Source organism: Bittarella massiliensis (ex Durand et al. 2017) (genome assembly GCF_017566145.1).
In the GTDB taxonomy this organism is placed as follows: domain Bacteria; phylum Bacillota; class Clostridia; order Oscillospirales; family Ruminococcaceae; genus Bittarella; species Bittarella massiliensis_A.
The window spans coordinates 396131-409483 of record NZ_JABFCL010000001.1; the positions used below are offsets into that span (position 1 = coordinate 396131).

At 62.8% G+C, this 13353-nt stretch carries 13 protein-coding genes; 4 read left to right on the forward strand and 9 right to left on the reverse strand.

Translation table 11 applies throughout. From position 1 onward, the window contains the following. Positions 1 to 125: 125 nt before the first annotated feature. The 6 genes from spoIVA to HJY11_RS01915 form a co-directional block, all read right to left on the reverse strand. Positions 126 to 1598 carry a stage IV sporulation protein A gene (gene spoIVA / locus HJY11_RS01890; protein WP_208074372.1) on the reverse strand — a complete coding sequence of 491 codons (1473 nt, stop codon included), beginning with the start codon at positions 1596 to 1598 and terminating at the stop codon, positions 126 to 128. Between the two features lie 18 nt (positions 1599 to 1616). Continuing rightward, positions 1617 to 3155, reverse strand: a complete 1539-nt coding sequence (locus tag HJY11_RS01895; RefSeq protein ID WP_208074373.1) for a DUF3794 and LysM peptidoglycan-binding domain-containing protein — start codon at positions 3153 to 3155, stop codon at positions 1617 to 1619. A gap of 286 nt (positions 3156 to 3441) precedes the next feature. Then, on the reverse strand, positions 3442 to 4554 hold the full coding sequence (locus tag HJY11_RS01900) for a nucleoside 2-deoxyribosyltransferase (RefSeq protein WP_208074374.1): 1113 nt from the start codon (positions 4552 to 4554) through the stop codon (positions 3442 to 3444). A gap of 399 nt (positions 4555 to 4953) precedes the next feature. Beyond that, positions 4954 to 5862: a translation elongation factor Ts gene (tsf, locus tag HJY11_RS01905; protein ID WP_208074375.1), complete on the reverse strand. Its 909-nt coding sequence runs from the start codon at positions 5860 to 5862 to the stop codon at positions 4954 to 4956. A gap of 111 nt (positions 5863 to 5973) precedes the next feature. After that, entirely contained in the window at positions 5974 to 6699 is a 726-nt protein-coding gene (gene rpsB / locus HJY11_RS01910) for a 30S ribosomal protein S2 (protein WP_208074376.1), read from the reverse strand. Positions 6700 to 6841: 142 nt separating this feature from the next. After that, positions 6842 to 7132, reverse strand: a complete 291-nt coding sequence (locus HJY11_RS01915) for a YlmC/YmxH family sporulation protein (protein ID WP_208074377.1) — start codon at positions 7130 to 7132, stop codon at positions 6842 to 6844. 293 nt (positions 7133 to 7425) lie between these two features. Between HJY11_RS01915 and sdaAB the strand changes: the two genes are divergently transcribed. From sdaAB to sigG, 3 genes are all read left to right on the forward strand, one after another. Next, positions 7426 to 8097 (forward strand): L-serine ammonia-lyase, iron-sulfur-dependent subunit beta, encoded by a 672-nt coding sequence (gene sdaAB / locus HJY11_RS01920; protein WP_208074378.1) that lies wholly within the window; start codon positions 7426 to 7428, stop codon positions 8095 to 8097. 15 nt (positions 8098 to 8112) lie between these two features. Continuing rightward, the gene (gene sdaAA, locus HJY11_RS01925) at positions 8113 to 8985 is read left to right on the forward strand and encodes an L-serine ammonia-lyase, iron-sulfur-dependent, subunit alpha (protein WP_208074379.1); all 873 of its coding nucleotides are present in this window, start codon (positions 8113 to 8115) and stop codon (positions 8983 to 8985) included. A 234-nt stretch (positions 8986 to 9219) separates the two neighbouring features. Further along, positions 9220 to 9993, forward strand: coding sequence for an RNA polymerase sporulation sigma factor SigG (gene sigG, locus HJY11_RS01930; protein ID WP_208074464.1), 774 nt, complete (start codon positions 9220 to 9222; stop codon positions 9991 to 9993). 97 nt (positions 9994 to 10090) lie between these two features. Here the strand turns inward: sigG and HJY11_RS01935 are convergent, their stop codons facing one another. From HJY11_RS01935 to HJY11_RS01945, 3 genes are read right to left on the reverse strand one after another with little or no spacing between them, the layout of a single operon-like run. Continuing rightward, positions 10091 to 10579, reverse strand: a complete 489-nt coding sequence (locus HJY11_RS01935) for a hypothetical protein (RefSeq protein ID WP_208074380.1) — start codon at positions 10577 to 10579, stop codon at positions 10091 to 10093. 15 nt (positions 10580 to 10594) lie between these two features. After that, complete coding sequence (locus HJY11_RS01940; RefSeq protein ID WP_208074381.1) at positions 10595 to 11068, reverse strand: threonine/serine exporter family protein; 474 nt, start codon at positions 11066 to 11068, stop codon at positions 10595 to 10597. After that, the gene (locus tag HJY11_RS01945) at positions 11065 to 11850 is read right to left on the reverse strand and encodes a threonine/serine exporter family protein (protein WP_208074382.1); all 786 of its coding nucleotides are present in this window, start codon (positions 11848 to 11850) and stop codon (positions 11065 to 11067) included. The genes HJY11_RS01940 and HJY11_RS01945 overlap by 4 nt, the downstream gene beginning before the upstream one ends. A gap of 293 nt (positions 11851 to 12143) precedes the next feature. Here HJY11_RS01945 and HJY11_RS01950 point away from each other — a divergent pair, with 293 nt between their 5' ends. Next, the gene (locus HJY11_RS01950; RefSeq protein WP_208074383.1) at positions 12144 to 13217 is read left to right on the forward strand and encodes a 6-phosphofructokinase; all 1074 of its coding nucleotides are present in this window, start codon (positions 12144 to 12146) and stop codon (positions 13215 to 13217) included. The last annotated feature ends 136 nt before the right edge of the window (positions 13218 to 13353 follow it).

The following is a 13353-nucleotide window of genomic DNA, read 5'->3' on the forward strand; positions in this document are numbered from 1 at the left end:
GGCGGGGTCTCTTTTTGCCCTTTTGCGCCAGGCGGAACCAGGGGGGCGAGAAATCCCGCGTCCCCCTGGTTTGCCCGCCGCCGGGCATTTTTAGGCCACCCGTTTTTCACGTCCCTGGGGTTTCTCTAGATGATGATGCAGATGAGCCCCGAGCAGCCCTCGTTGATGACCCGCTCCACCGTCTCCTGAATCTTGGTGCGGGCATCCATGGGCATTCGGTAGAGCTTGTTGTGCAGCCCCTCGTTGACCAGGTCGTGCAGGCTCTTGCCGAAGATGTTGGACTCCCAGATCTTGCCCGGGCTCTCCTCGAACTCCTTGAGCAGGTACATCACCAGCTCCTCCGACTGCTTCTCGCTGCCGACGATGGGGGACACCTCGGTGGTGATGTTGGCCTTCATCATGTGGATGGAGGGGGCCGACGCCTTGAGGCGAACCCCGTAGCGCCCGCCCTGCTTGACGATCTCCGGCTCCTCCAGGGAGAGCTCGTCAATGGTGGGCATGACGATGCCGTAGCCGGTGGCCTCCACCTCGGCCATGGCGTCCTTGATCTTGTCGTACTCGGCCTTGGCCTTGGCCAGGGAGACGATGCAGGGCATCAAATCGGACTCGTCGTTTAGGTCCAGCCCGGTGTTCTCGGCGATGATCTTGTAAAAGAGGTCGCTCTCCAACCCGATATTCAGGCTGGCCGCGCCGGTGCCCAGGTCGATGGACTTGACGTTGACGTTGGAGATCTGGGGGCAGTCGTAGAGCTTTTGGGCCGTCTCGTCGATCTGGGAGATGCGGTCCACCTCGCCGAAGAGCTCGGTGATCTTGCCGAAGACCGCCGACTTGAGCCAGTGGTCCTTCTCCAGGGTGTTGATCCAGCGGGGCATCTGGATGGAGATCTCCTTGACCGGGAACTCGTGCAGCAGCCCCTTGAGGACGCCGGTGATGTCGGCGGCCGACAGCTCCAGGCAGTTCAGCGGCAGCACCGGCACCTGGTGGCGCTCCTGCAGGTAGTCGCGCAGGTGGAGGGTGCGCTCGTCCCCCGGGTGGGCCGAGTTGAGGATGACCACAAAGGGTTTGCCCAGCTCCTTGAGCTCTTTGATGACCCGGGTCTCGGCCTCAGCGTAGTCCTCCCGGGGAATTTCGCAGATGGAGCCGTCGGTGGTCACCACCACCCCCACGGTGGCGTGCTCCTGAATGACCTTCTCGGTGCCGATCTCGGCGGCCTTCTCAAAGGGCATGGGGGTGTCCGACCAGGGGGAGTCCACCAGCCGGGAGCCCTCGCCGTCGGTGTAGCCGATGCTCGACTGCACCACAAAGCCCACGCTGTCCACCATCCGCACCTTGAAGTGGGAGCCGCCGTCCAGCTGCACCTCCACCGGCTCCTCGGGGATGAACTTGGGCTCGGTGGTCATGATCATCTTGCCGGCTGCCGACTGGGGCAGTTCGTCCACCGCCCGCTGGCGGATGGCGTCATCGCCGATGTTGGGGATGACCATGGTCTCCATCATCCGCTTGATGAAGGTGGATTTGCCGGTGCGCACCGGGCCCACCACCCCCACGTAGATGCAACCCCCTGTGCGGCGGGCGATGTCTTGATAGATGTCGTTCATTTTTTTACCCCCACTTTCCTATTCGGACACGATCGGGATGAGCAGCGTCCGCTTTTCGGGCACGGTGTCTCCCTCCAGGCTGTTTTCCTGCACGATTCCCTCCACCGAGGTGTTGTAGCGCTTGGCGATCTGCCAGACGTCCTCCCCCCTGTCGCAGTAGTAGATGGTGAGGGCGATGTTCTTGTCGGTCTCCTTGGGCGACTCCTCGTCCACCGACAGATCCTCCACCACATTGCCGGTGAAGGTGGAGGTGAGCACCGCCTCCCCCTCCAGATCAAAGCGCAGTTCCACCCCGCCGTCCGGGGCGAGGGAGGCGCTGCTGCCGGTCAGCTTGACAGCCAAGTCAGCTGTCTGGTTCTGGCCGTCCCCGGGGGCGGGGATGCGGGTCTCAAAGTCCACGTTCTTTTCGGAGAAGTGGAGGCCCCCCTCCCCGTCGGCTCCGATGACGGTGGCCTTGACGTTGCCGGCGGCCACCAACATCCCCTCCTCGATCTTCTGTGTGAGGAGGTTGACCTCCCCCCAGACGTCGTAGACGGAGGCCAGGGCCGGGCCGTCCAGCTTGACCTGGCGGGTGACGGTGAAGGCTTGCTTGGGGAGGATGGTCACCGAGCTGGCAGTGAAGGGCCGGGTCTTGTACGCGCTCTCAAAGGTGGTGGAAAAGAGATCGCGGATGGTCTCGATCTCCTCTTGCCGGTAGCAGACCACCGAGGCCTCGCAGACCATCTGGGTGGAGAGGACGGTGTTCTCCCCCTCGATGTTCTGTTTGAGCTCCGCCTTGCAGTCCAGAACCGCCGCCCGCACCGAGAAGGCCATGTCGGCGCTGCAGCTCTCAATGTCCACGATCTGGCTGACGGGGATGGTGTAGTCGGCGCTCTCCACCTGGTTGTTCTGCAGCAGATAGCTGACGTGGTTGCGGCACTCGCCCTTGAGGATGACCTTGCCGGTGATGACCTTGTAGTCGTCGATGGAGAGGTAGCTGTCCACCCCCAACACCGCCTCCGGCGGGCTGGAGAGGGCCAGGTCGGTCTCGTCCTCCAGACTGAAGGCCTTCTGCCCCGAGGCGGCGGGAACGGTGGCGGAAAAGCGCTCCTTCTTCATCTGCACCCCCATGCCGCTGACGTCCGAGAGGACGGTCTGCTCGGCCTTCCCCACCGCCTTGACGCGGATGGAAACCGAGCTGCGCACCGAGATGGCGCGGGGATTGGTGGCCCGGCAGTTGATGTACTCGCCCTTGACGGCGGTCTCCACCAGCGCGTCCTCCACCGCCACCTTGACGTCGATCTGTTTGGTAAAGGGGATGGACTGCTCAAAGCTGTAGAGCTTGACACCGTCCTCCGAGGTGTAGAGCAGGTGGAAGTTGACGTAGCCGTCGAGGACGATCTTCTGATCCACCCTCTGTTTGGAGACGATGTGGGGGGTGCCCATGCACTTGACGATCCGGACAATTTCGGCCAGATAGTCGGGCAGGATGAACTCGCTCTCCACGGTCTGTTCAAACGTTTTATCCAATATCACTTGGCTGAGCTGGTAGGAACGGGTGGCCTTTTTGAGCTCCATAGCGAAAAACCTCCTAAAGTCAATGCTTTACTTCCATTCTATTGGGCGGCTTGGCCGGATATGCCAGGGCCGCCGGGACGGGGCGGCTTTTTTTGCGGGGAAAGAGAGGGGGACCTCTGCGCAGAGGGGAAAAGCGAGGTTACCCGGCATATGCAGTTCTCCCCTCCGGCAGCCCGTCTCCCCTGCTGCAACAGGTGGGTGATTTGGCAGTACTGCTCGCCGCTTTCCCTCCCCCAGGCAACAAAAAAGGCCCCCTCTTTACAGAGGGGGCCCGGGATGAAACGCATTACTTGTTGAGTTCCGCCATCACCTGGTCGATGATCTCTTCAAACCGGCCGCCGTAGACGGGCATCGAGCCGGAGAACATCAGGTTGACCGGGTAGTTGAAGTTCTCCACGTCGTTGCCGTAGATGTCGCGGTTGTCCTTGTCCTCGCCGTAGTGGGCAATGCGCTGGCGCATCCAGGTGGCGTCGTGCATGTAGGCAAAGCACTTTTTGCCCAGCTGCCAGGCCATGCCGCACTCAAAGGCCACGTCGCTGTTGGGCTCGAAGCCGTGGTAGTCGCTCAAGTCGGCGATGATGATGTCGCAGTTGCGCACGTGCTGCTGCCAGCGGTCAAAGAGGTTGTAGGCCTTGGTGTAGGGGTCGTCAGAGGCCACCTCGGCCACGCCGGGGGCGGCGTCGAGGGGGGTGATGGCCACCAGGCCCCGCTTCTCACAGAGCTTCTTCATGGCGGCGTACTTCTCGGCGGCGTCGGGGTCGTACCGCTCGGGCCCGGCCAGGTAGACCACCGGCTTGTCGCCCTTTTCCAGGGTGACTTCGGCGCTGTGGTCCACGGCGGGGGTCTGGCGCTTGGCCTTGTGCTTGCGCTCCTCGTCCAAATCGGTGCGCAGGGCCTTCAGACAGTCGGTGTACTTGCCCTCGACGATCTTGCAGGAGCCGACGATGCAGGGGGCAAAGGGGATGTCCATGTGGGGGAGGACCCGGCCGTCCAGATCGTAGACCTTGCCGTCCTCTTTCAGGGCCGCTCTCTGGTACTTGTGCACCACCGGGCGCAGGTCCCGGGTATAGGCGTAGCAGCGCAGGCCGCGGGCGTAGGCCATGCCGATCTCGTAGATGGTGCCGCCGTCGGGCTCGGTTCCGCGGAAGGACTCCAGGTCAGCGAGGATGGCGGTGGAGACAGCCATGCTGTCGGCGCAGTTTTGGAAGATGGAGCGGGCGTTGTCGCGGGGCTCGGTGTCCGACCAGTCGAGCTTTTTGTCGTTGGGCAGGGCCACCTGGAAGCCGTAGAACTCGGACTCTTTGCGCATGGCCGCCAGGGAGTTGGAGCCGCCGGTGTAGAAGCACTCGGGGCCGGCGATGTAGAGGCTCTCGTCGGGATATTGGCTGTACTGATGCATATTTTTTCCTCCTTAAAAAGAGCGGCGGAACCAAATTCCACCGCAATGGGCAAAGGGCTTCTGGGACATTTTCACTTATTTTCAGAGTAAAGCAAAGGGCGGGGCTTGTCAATACAAAAGCCCTTGTCGCGTCGCACAAAAAACCGGGCGAAATTTTTACGGCAAACGGTTGCAGGGAGGCCTGCCCTATCCCCCTTCGGCGGCCGGGGCGTTTTGGAAAGGCGGACCCTTCCGCAGCCGGCCCGCGCCGCTCCCTGGAGGCAGTCGCGCCCTCCGTTTTCGCTCCCTGTGGGGCGGATGCCGTCTCTGCCGAAATTCCCCTTCCCCGCCGGCGGCACAAGGCGCAAAGAGGGCCCGGGGCAGATTTGCCCCGGGCCCTCTTCAAACGGTCGATCTCGCCTATTTCACCATCTTGGCGACTTCGGCAGCCAGATCGTCCTCTCTCTTCTCGATGCCCTCGCCCTTTTCAAAGCGGGCGAACTTGACAATGGAGATGTTGCCGCCCAGCTCTTTTGCCACCTGGGCGGTGTACTTGGCGACGGTCAGGTCCTGGTCCTTGACAAAGGGCTGCTCCAGCAGGCAGACCTCTTTGTAGTACTTGTTGATGCGGCCGTTGACCATCTTGTCGACGATGGCCTCGGGCTTGCCCTCGTTGAGGGCCTGGGCGCGCAGAATCTCCTTCTCCTTCTCGATCTCGTCGGAGGGGACCTCGTCCTTGGAGACATAGGTGGGGTTGGCCGCGGCGATCTGCATGGCCACGTCCTTGCCGTAGGCGGCAAAGCCCTCTTTCCCGGCCAGGTCGGTGTCGAAGAGCACCATGACGCCGTGGGTGCCGCCGCCGTGGATGTAGGTGACGACCTCGCCCTCGAAGCGGGCGAAGCGGCGGACGATCAGGTTCTCGCCGATGGTGAGGATCTTGTCCCGCAGCAGGGCCTCGACGGTGTCCTCGCTGCCGGCGGCCTTACAGGCCAGCAGGGCGGCCACGTCGGCGGGGTTCTCTTTGATGACGGTCTTGGCGCAGGTGTCCACGAAGTCCTTGAAGTCGGCGTTCTTGGCCACAAAGTCGGTCTCGCTGTTGACCTCGACTAAGGCGCCCACCTTGGCGGCCTCGTCGACATAGGCGTAGACCAGTCCGTCGGCGGCGACCCGGCTGGATTTCTTGGCGGCGGCGGCCAGGCCCTTTTCGCGCAGCAGCTCGACGGCCTTCTCCATGTCGCCGTCGGCCTCGGTAAGGGCCTTCTTGCAGTCCATCATGCCGCAGCCGGTCTTCTCGCGCAGCTCTTTTACGTCTTTTGCAGTAAATGCCATTGTACTTCCTCCTATATGCCAGTGATTTAAAATACATATTTTGCGGGGGCGGATATATCGCACAAATGCCCGTGCAACCTGCGCGGGCATTTTTCGGCGTATGGGGGCTGATTACTCAGCGGCTTCCTCGGCCTCGGCGGCCTCTTCCATCTGCTCGCCCTGACGGCCTTCCAGGTAGGCGTTGGCCATGGCGCCGGAAATCAGCTTCACCGCGCGGATGGCGTCGTCGTTGCCGGGGATGATGTAGTCGATGTCGTCGGGATCACAGTTGGTGTCGACGATGGCGACAATGGGGATGTGCAGCTTCTTGGCCTCGGCCACGGCGATCTTCTCCTTGCGGGGATCGACGATGAACAGGGCGCCGGGCAGCCGGTCCATGGTCTTGACGCCGCCCAGGAATTTCTCCAGCTTCTCGATCTCGAGGTTGAGCTTGGTGACCTCTTTCTTGGGCAGCAGGTCAAAGGTGCCGTCCTCTTTCATCTTGTTCAGCTGATACAGCCGGTCGATGCGCTTGCGGATGGTGCGGAAGTTGGTCAGCATGCCGCCCAGCCAACGGGCGTTGACGTAGTGGCAGCCCGCGCGGGTGGCCTCGTCCTTCACAGACTCCTGGGCCTGCTTCTTGGTGCCGACAAACAGGACGGATTTGCCCTCTTCGGCGACGCTGCGGACAAAGTTGTAGGCCTCGTCGAGCTTTTTGACGGTCTTCTGCAGATCGATGATGTAGATGCCGTTTCTCTCGGTGAAGATGTAGGGCGCCATTTTGGGGTTCCATCTTCTGGTCTGGTGGCCGAAGTGAACGCCGGCCTCCAAAAGCTGTTTCATAGATACTACTGCCATGATTTCTTTCCTCCTAGGTTTTGTTTCCTCCGCTGGGTTTATGGCGCGGTCTCACGGGGAATTCCCCGCAACCTTCCGCACAGGCCCAGCGTGTGTTTTACCGAGATATTATAGCATACCCTCCGGCAGGTGGCAAGCCCGTCTAGCCAAAAAATTTGTCCAGAAGGGCCCCTTTTTTCTTGCGGATTTCGGGCTTTTCCAGGTAGTCCACCAGCACGGTGTCCCTGCCGATGGTCTGAATCTCCTCCCACTTGACCACGATGTCGGGTTCCCGGCCCAACAGCCCGAAGAACTTCAGCTTGCCGAAGAGGACGATGGCGGTGATCCGGGCGCTCTCGCCGTCAAACTCCAGATCGCACACCTCGCCCAGTTTGACCCCGTCTTTGATGTTGACCACGTCCTTGTCTCGCAGATCGTAAAAACTGCTCACCATCGCCGGTCTCCTCCTCCCCCGCGCTCGAGTCCCGGTGCGCGGCCTCTCCCCACAGTGTATGCCCCCCGGCACCCGCTCTATTCGACAAAGCCCGTCCCCTTTTTGCAAAAAAGACAGCATCCGGGGTTGTCCGCGCGCTATGAACAGTTTTTGGGGGCTGTTTTTGGCGGGTGGGCAATTGACTTTTCCGCGCCCTTTGCCCCATAATAAAGGTGGTTTCCGGGGGGCGGCGTGCGCCCCTTTTTTTGCGGCGGGCAAACCGGCCTGCCAGACATGAGAAAGGCGGTATCTCCATGAGTTCTTCCTCCTCCAGTCTCTTTGACGTGCTGGGGCCGGTGATGATCGGCCCCTCCAGCTCGCACACGGCGGGGGCCCTGCGCATCGGCCGGGCCGCCGGCATGCTCTGCCAGCACATCCGCAAGGCGGTGTTCTACCTGCACGGCTCCTTTGCCCAGACCTACAAAGGCCACGGCTCCGACCGGGCCCTGGCCGCCGGCATCCTGGGGATGCAGACCTACGACCCCGACATCAAAAACGCCCTGGACATCTGCGAGAGCCGGGGGATCGCGGTGGAATTTGTCCCCACCGACCTGGGCGAGGTGCACCCCAACACCGTCAAGGTGGTCCTCACCGACGACCAGGGGGTGGAACACAGTCTCACCGGCTGCTCGGTGGGCGGCGGCGAAGTGCGCATCGTGGACATCGGCGGCTTTGCCACCAGCATCTCGGGCGAGTACGCGGCCATCGTCACCAAACACCAGGACAAGGTGGGGGTCATCAAAAACGTGGTCTCGGCCATCTCCGACGCGGGGATCAACATCGTCTCCATCAACCTCTCCCGCAGCCAGAAGGGCAAGCTGGCCACCGCCATCATCGAGGTGGACAGCCCGGTGGATGAAGACAGCATCCAGCGCATCCGCACCATCGACAAGATGGTGGATGTGCTGGCCATCAAGAGTTTTTAAGGGAGGGCGCGAGCGATGTTCAAATACGGCTTTGAGTTGGCCGAACACTGCCAGAAAAATGGCCTGCGCATCTGTGACGTGGCCGTCAGCCACGAGATGCAGGTGAGCGAGTGCAGCCGGGAGGAGGTCTTTAAGCGGCTGAAAAAGCGGCGCAACGTCATGTACTCCGCCTGCCACTCCACCCTGCACAACCCAGTGTCCTCGGTCAGCGGGCTCACCGGGGGGGACGCCAGCCGCCTCTACCGCTACAGCGGCGAGGGCTCCCCCTTGAGCGGGGACACGGTGGCCCGGGCCATGTGTTACGCCCTCTCCTGCTTTGAGGTCAACACCTCCATGGGGCCCATTGTGGCCTGCCCCACCGCCGGCAGCTGCGGCATCGTCCCCGGCGCCCTCTTCGCCGCCGCCGAGACGCTGGATATAAGTGAGGAGGCCCTGCTGGAGAGCTTTGCCACCGCCGCCTATATCGGGATGATCATCTCCAAAAACGCCACCGTCTCAGGGGCCGAAGGGGGCTGCCAGGCCGAGTGCGGCTCCGCCTCGGCCATGGCAGCCGCCGCCCTCGCCGAGATGCAGGGCGGCAGCCCCCAGCAGTGCCTGGACGCGGCGGCCATCGCCCTGAAAAACGTGATGGGCCTGGTCTGCGACCCGGTGGCCGGCCTGGTGGAGATCCCCTGCGCCAAGCGCAACGCCTCGGGGGTGGCGGGCGCCATCCTCGCGGCCGACTTAGTGATGGCGGGGATTCGCTCCATGATCCCCTTTGACGAGGTGGTCAGCGCCATGTACAAGGTGGGGCGGATGCTCCCCGAAGCCCTGCGGGAGACCGCCAAGGGCGGGGTGGCCACCACCCCCACCGGCCTGCGCTACAAAAAGCAGGTGTTCGGAGAATAGAGAAGAGAAGAGAGAAAACCGCCCCCGGGGAACATCCCCGGGGGCGGTCTTCTCTCTGCCCGCCCAATCGGTTTCAAACTCCTTTTCGGCTTTTCCTTTACTTTCCCTTTTATGTAAAAAAAGAGAAGCAGATCGCCCCCCCTGTCAACCTTTCCCAGCCATCCCCGCGCATGGGCTCTGCGCCGGGGGCCCATACTGTCACTGTACGTAAAGAGAAAAGGGCGTGTGGGCATTTTGTACAGTGGCAAAGTGGAAATCTGCGGGGTCAACACCGCGCAGTTAAAAGTCCTCAAGGAGGCGGAAAACCAAGAGCTGATTCGGCGCTATCGGGAGAGCGGCTCTCGGTCGGCCCGGGAACAGCTGATCTCGGGCAACCTGCGGTTGGTGCTCAGCGTCATCAAGCGCTTTGCCAGCCGGGGGGAGAATCTGGACGATCTCTTCCAGGTGGGCTGCATCGGCCTCATCAAGGCCATCGACAATTTCGACACCGGCCATCAGGTGCGCTTTTCCACCTATGCGGTGCCGATGATCATCGGCGAGATCCGCCGCTACCTGCGGGACAACAACCCCATTCGGGTCTCCCGCTCCCTGCGGGATGTGGCCTACAAGGCCATGAAGGCCAAGGAGGCCTTTATCGCGGAAAACCGGCGGGAGCCCACCACCACCGAGTTGGCGGCCGCCCTGGGGATGGAGGTCAGCGACGTGGTCATCGCCCTGGAGGCCATTGTCGACCCGGTCTCCCTCTACGAGCCCATGTATCAAGACGGGGGGGACATGCTCTTCGTCATCGACCAGGTGGGCGATACCAGCGACGCCACCGACTGGCAGAGCGAAATTTCGATGCGCACGGCCATTCAGGCTTTGAGCGAGCGGGAGAAAAAGATCATCTCGCTGCGGTTTTTGGGGGGCAAAACCCAGATGGAGGTGGCCGAGGAGATCGGCATCTCCCAGGCGCAGATCTCCCGCCTGGAAAAGGCTGCTCTGGAAAAGATCAAAAGGGAACTATAGGGACCACAGTGCGAAAAGGGGCGGGAAAGCAATTGGCTTCCCCGCCCCTTTGTTCTGTTTTATATCCGGTTTATATCCGGTCCCATATCCGCTCCTGTCAGCGGCCCCGGGCGGCGCGGCGGCTCTTCTTGCGGGCAATGTGGGCATAGCTGCCCAGAAAGCAGAGGATCGCCCCGCTCTGTGCCAGCGGGAGAAAGAGGGCCCGCCAGCCGCCTGCTCCCAGGGGCGAAAGGGCGCATCCCCCCAGCAGGCAGAACGCCGCCCCCATCCCCTGTAACCAGCGGTGGGCGCGGGGATGCCCCGCCAACACCAACAGGGAAAAGAGGAGGTATCCCCCCAGGGCCAACGCCCCCAACACCGCCGGCCCCCCGAACAACAGCCCGCCCAGGGCCGACTCCTCCCCCCAGGTGGCGGCCATCCCTTCCATCCAGCGGCAAAAAGCCCCCTCCCCGGCGCAAAAGAGCAGCCAGAGAACCGCGGCATAGAGGGCCGAAAGGGCGATAAAAGCAGGCCCCACCCGCCGTTTGGGGGCGGCTTTTGGGGACCTCGCCCCCCGCCGGGGCACCCGGTAGATCAGCTGCTGCACCCGCTCTCCCCCTCTCTAGCGGGACGGGGCCGACCGGCCCTGCCTCCGCCGCCATCCCCGCCAAAACGAGGTGGTCAACCGCGCCACCGAGGAGACCAGGGCGATGCCCGCCACAATGGCCCCGGCGATCTTGCAGGTCTCCAGCCCGGTCTGCAAAAAGCGGGCGGTGTCCCCCGCCATCCCGTACTCCATGGTGTAGTAGATTTTGCTGCCCGGCACCAGGGGGAGGAAGGAGACCACCAGATAGATGGTCACCGGCGACTTGTGCAGCCGCGCCATCCCCTCGGAATAGAGGGCGATGGCCACCGTGGCCACAAAGTAGCAGAGGGTGTCGTCCATCCCCGCCCCGGTGCACAGCAGGTAGACAAACCAGCTCAAAGTCGCCCCCAGGGCCGCAAAAAAGAGCTTTTTCCCCCGCAGGTTGAAGATCACCCCAAAGCCCAAACAGGCGATGAACACGTATAGGCACTGCAGGTAGCTCCCGTTCACGCCACCACCCCCAACAGAGGCCGCAACACGGCCAGCGAGACCGAGACCCCCACCGCGATCCCCGCCCCGATGAGGATGGCTTCGGTCAGCTTGATCATCCCGGCGATGCAGTCGCCAGCCATAAAATCGCGCATGGCGTTGGTGAACACGACCCCCGGCACCAGGGTCATCAACAACCCGATGATGACGGCGTCCGGGTGCAGTGCGGGAAAGGCCAGGGCCAGCAGGTGGGCCGAGGCCGCCCCGAACAGGGCGCAGACCAGGCTGCTGAAAAAGGCGTTGCTGCGCAGCCGCCGCATCCCCTCAACCAGGAGTTTCAGCGGCGCCCCCACGAGGAAGGCGCAGGCCGCGTCCCAGGGCGAACCGCCGAAGAAGAGGGCGAAGGCGCAGGCCGCCATCCCGTGGCTGATCACCTGCCAGAACAGGGGGTAGGTGGGGCGGGCGCGCAGCGCGTCCAGTTCCCGCCGGATCTCGGCGCAGCCGGGCCGGTCGCGGCAGATGCGGCGGCAGAGGTCGCCAAGCCGGTCCACCTTGTCCAGATCGGTGGCCCGGTCAAAAATCCGCTTGCTCTGGGTGTGGGCGCTGCCGTTTGCCAGCCGCAGGGTGAGGATGACGTGGGAGGGGATGGCAAACACGTCGACCTCTGTCAGGCCGTAGGCCGCGCCGATGTACTGAAGCGATTCCTCCACCCGGTAGACCTCAGCCCCATAGGCCAGCAGTCCGCCGGATATGTCCAGCAGCAGTTCTGTGAACTGGGGCATCTCCCCCTCGGTCAACTGCATCCTCTCTCCCCCTTGTCGCGCCTGCGCGCACCATCTGAACACTGGTTATACCATATTTTCCGCGCACAGGCAAGAAAAATACCGCCTCCCTTCCCCGCCGCCTCCACCTCCTCTGTGGAAAACGGCGACAAAGTGCCCCGCCCGATTTTGTGAAAATCCCACAAAGCCCCTTTTTGACCGGCCGCAACCGGGTATTTTCGTTGCCTTTTGGAAAAGATTGCCCTATACTAAACCTATATCAAACTGCGCCCGGCAGGCCGGGAGAGCCGGGCGGACGGAAAGGGGCAAGGAACGTGAAACGAATCGGTATGCTCACCTCTGGCGGGGACTGTCAGGGCCTCAACGCCGCCCTGCGCGGGGTCGCCAAAACCCTGTATGAGGAGTACGGACAAGAGGTGGAGATCTACGGCATTCGCGATGGCTACCGCGGCCTGATCGAGGGCGACTACCACCTGATGAAACCCTCCGATTTCTCGGGCATTTTGGTGCAGGGGGGCACCATCCTCGGCACCTCCCGCCAGCCCTTCAAGCGGATGCGGGTGGTGGAAAACGACGTGGACAAGGTCGCCCGCATGAAAGAGACCTATAAAAAAATGAAGCTGGACTGCCTGGTCATCCTGGGCGGCAACGGCACCCACAAGAGCGCCAACCTCCTCTCGGAGGAGGGGCTCAACGTGGTCACCCTGCCCAAGACCATCGACAACGACCTCTGGGGCACCGAGATGACCTTCGGCTTTCACAGCGCCATGGAGATCGCCACCAACGTGCTCGACTGCATCCACACCACCGCCACCTCCCACGGGCGGGTCTTTATCGTCGAGGTCATGGGCCACAAGGTGGGCTGGCTGACCCTCTACGCGGGGATCGCCGGCGGGGCAGACGTGATCTTGCTGCCCGAAATTCCCTACAGCGTGGACAAGATTGCCAAGGTCATTGAGCGGCGGGGCCAGGCGGGCAAGCGCTTCTCCATCCTCGCGGTGGCTGAGGGCGCCCTCTCCAAGGAGGAGGCCAAGCTCTCGAAGAAGGAGTTCAAGGCCGCCCGCGCCCAGATGAGCGACCCCTCCGTCTCCTACCGGCTGGCGCGGGAGCTGGAAGAGCGCACCGGGCAGGAGATCCGGGTCACCATCCCCGGCCACTTTCAGCGCGGCGGCAGCCCCTGCGCCTACGACAAGGTGCTCTCGACCCGCTTCGGCGCGGCGGCGGGCCGGCTGATCATCGAAAAGAAGTACGGCAACATGGTGGGGCTGCAAGACGGCAAGGTGGTGCCGGTCCCCTTGAGCGAGGTGGCCGGCAAACTCAAGAGCGTGCCGGTGGACTGCGAGGAGATCGCCGCCGCCAGGGCTTTGGGCATCAGCTTCGGCGACTAGATCGGAAGATCCAAACGGGCGGGGTGAGCTGACAGGTTCCCCCGCCCGTTTCTCGGGGCCGCCGCGCCTGTTCCCGCCGGGAAAATTTACAAAATCCCGCTGGATTTTCCCCCTTTCCCTGCTATACTAAATGGGA

Coding starts and splice junctions, on each gene's coding strand:
- spoIVA (WP_208074372.1), bottom strand. CDS start 1,598: ATGAACGACATCTATCAAGACATCGCCCGCCGCACAGGGGGTTGCATC.
- HJY11_RS01895 (WP_208074373.1), bottom strand. CDS start 3,155: ATGGAGCTCAAAAAGGCCACCCGTTCCTACCAGCTCAGCCAAGTGATA.
- HJY11_RS01900 (WP_208074374.1), bottom strand. CDS start 4,554: ATGCATCAGTACAGCCAATATCCCGACGAGAGCCTCTACATCGCCGGC.
- tsf (WP_208074375.1), bottom strand. CDS start 5,862: ATGGCATTTACTGCAAAAGACGTAAAAGAGCTGCGCGAGAAGACCGGC.
- rpsB (WP_208074376.1), bottom strand. CDS start 6,699: ATGGCAGTAGTATCTATGAAACAGCTTTTGGAGGCCGGCGTTCACTTC.
- HJY11_RS01915 (WP_208074377.1), bottom strand. CDS start 7,132: ATGGTGAGCAGTTTTTACGATCTGCGAGACAAGGACGTGGTCAACATC.
- sdaAB (WP_208074378.1), top strand. CDS start 7,426: ATGAGTTCTTCCTCCTCCAGTCTCTTTGACGTGCTGGGGCCGGTGATG.
- sdaAA (WP_208074379.1), top strand. CDS start 8,113: ATGTTCAAATACGGCTTTGAGTTGGCCGAACACTGCCAGAAAAATGGC.
- HJY11_RS01945 (WP_208074382.1), bottom strand. CDS start 11,850: ATGCAGTTGACCGAGGGGGAGATGCCCCAGTTCACAGAACTGCTGCTG.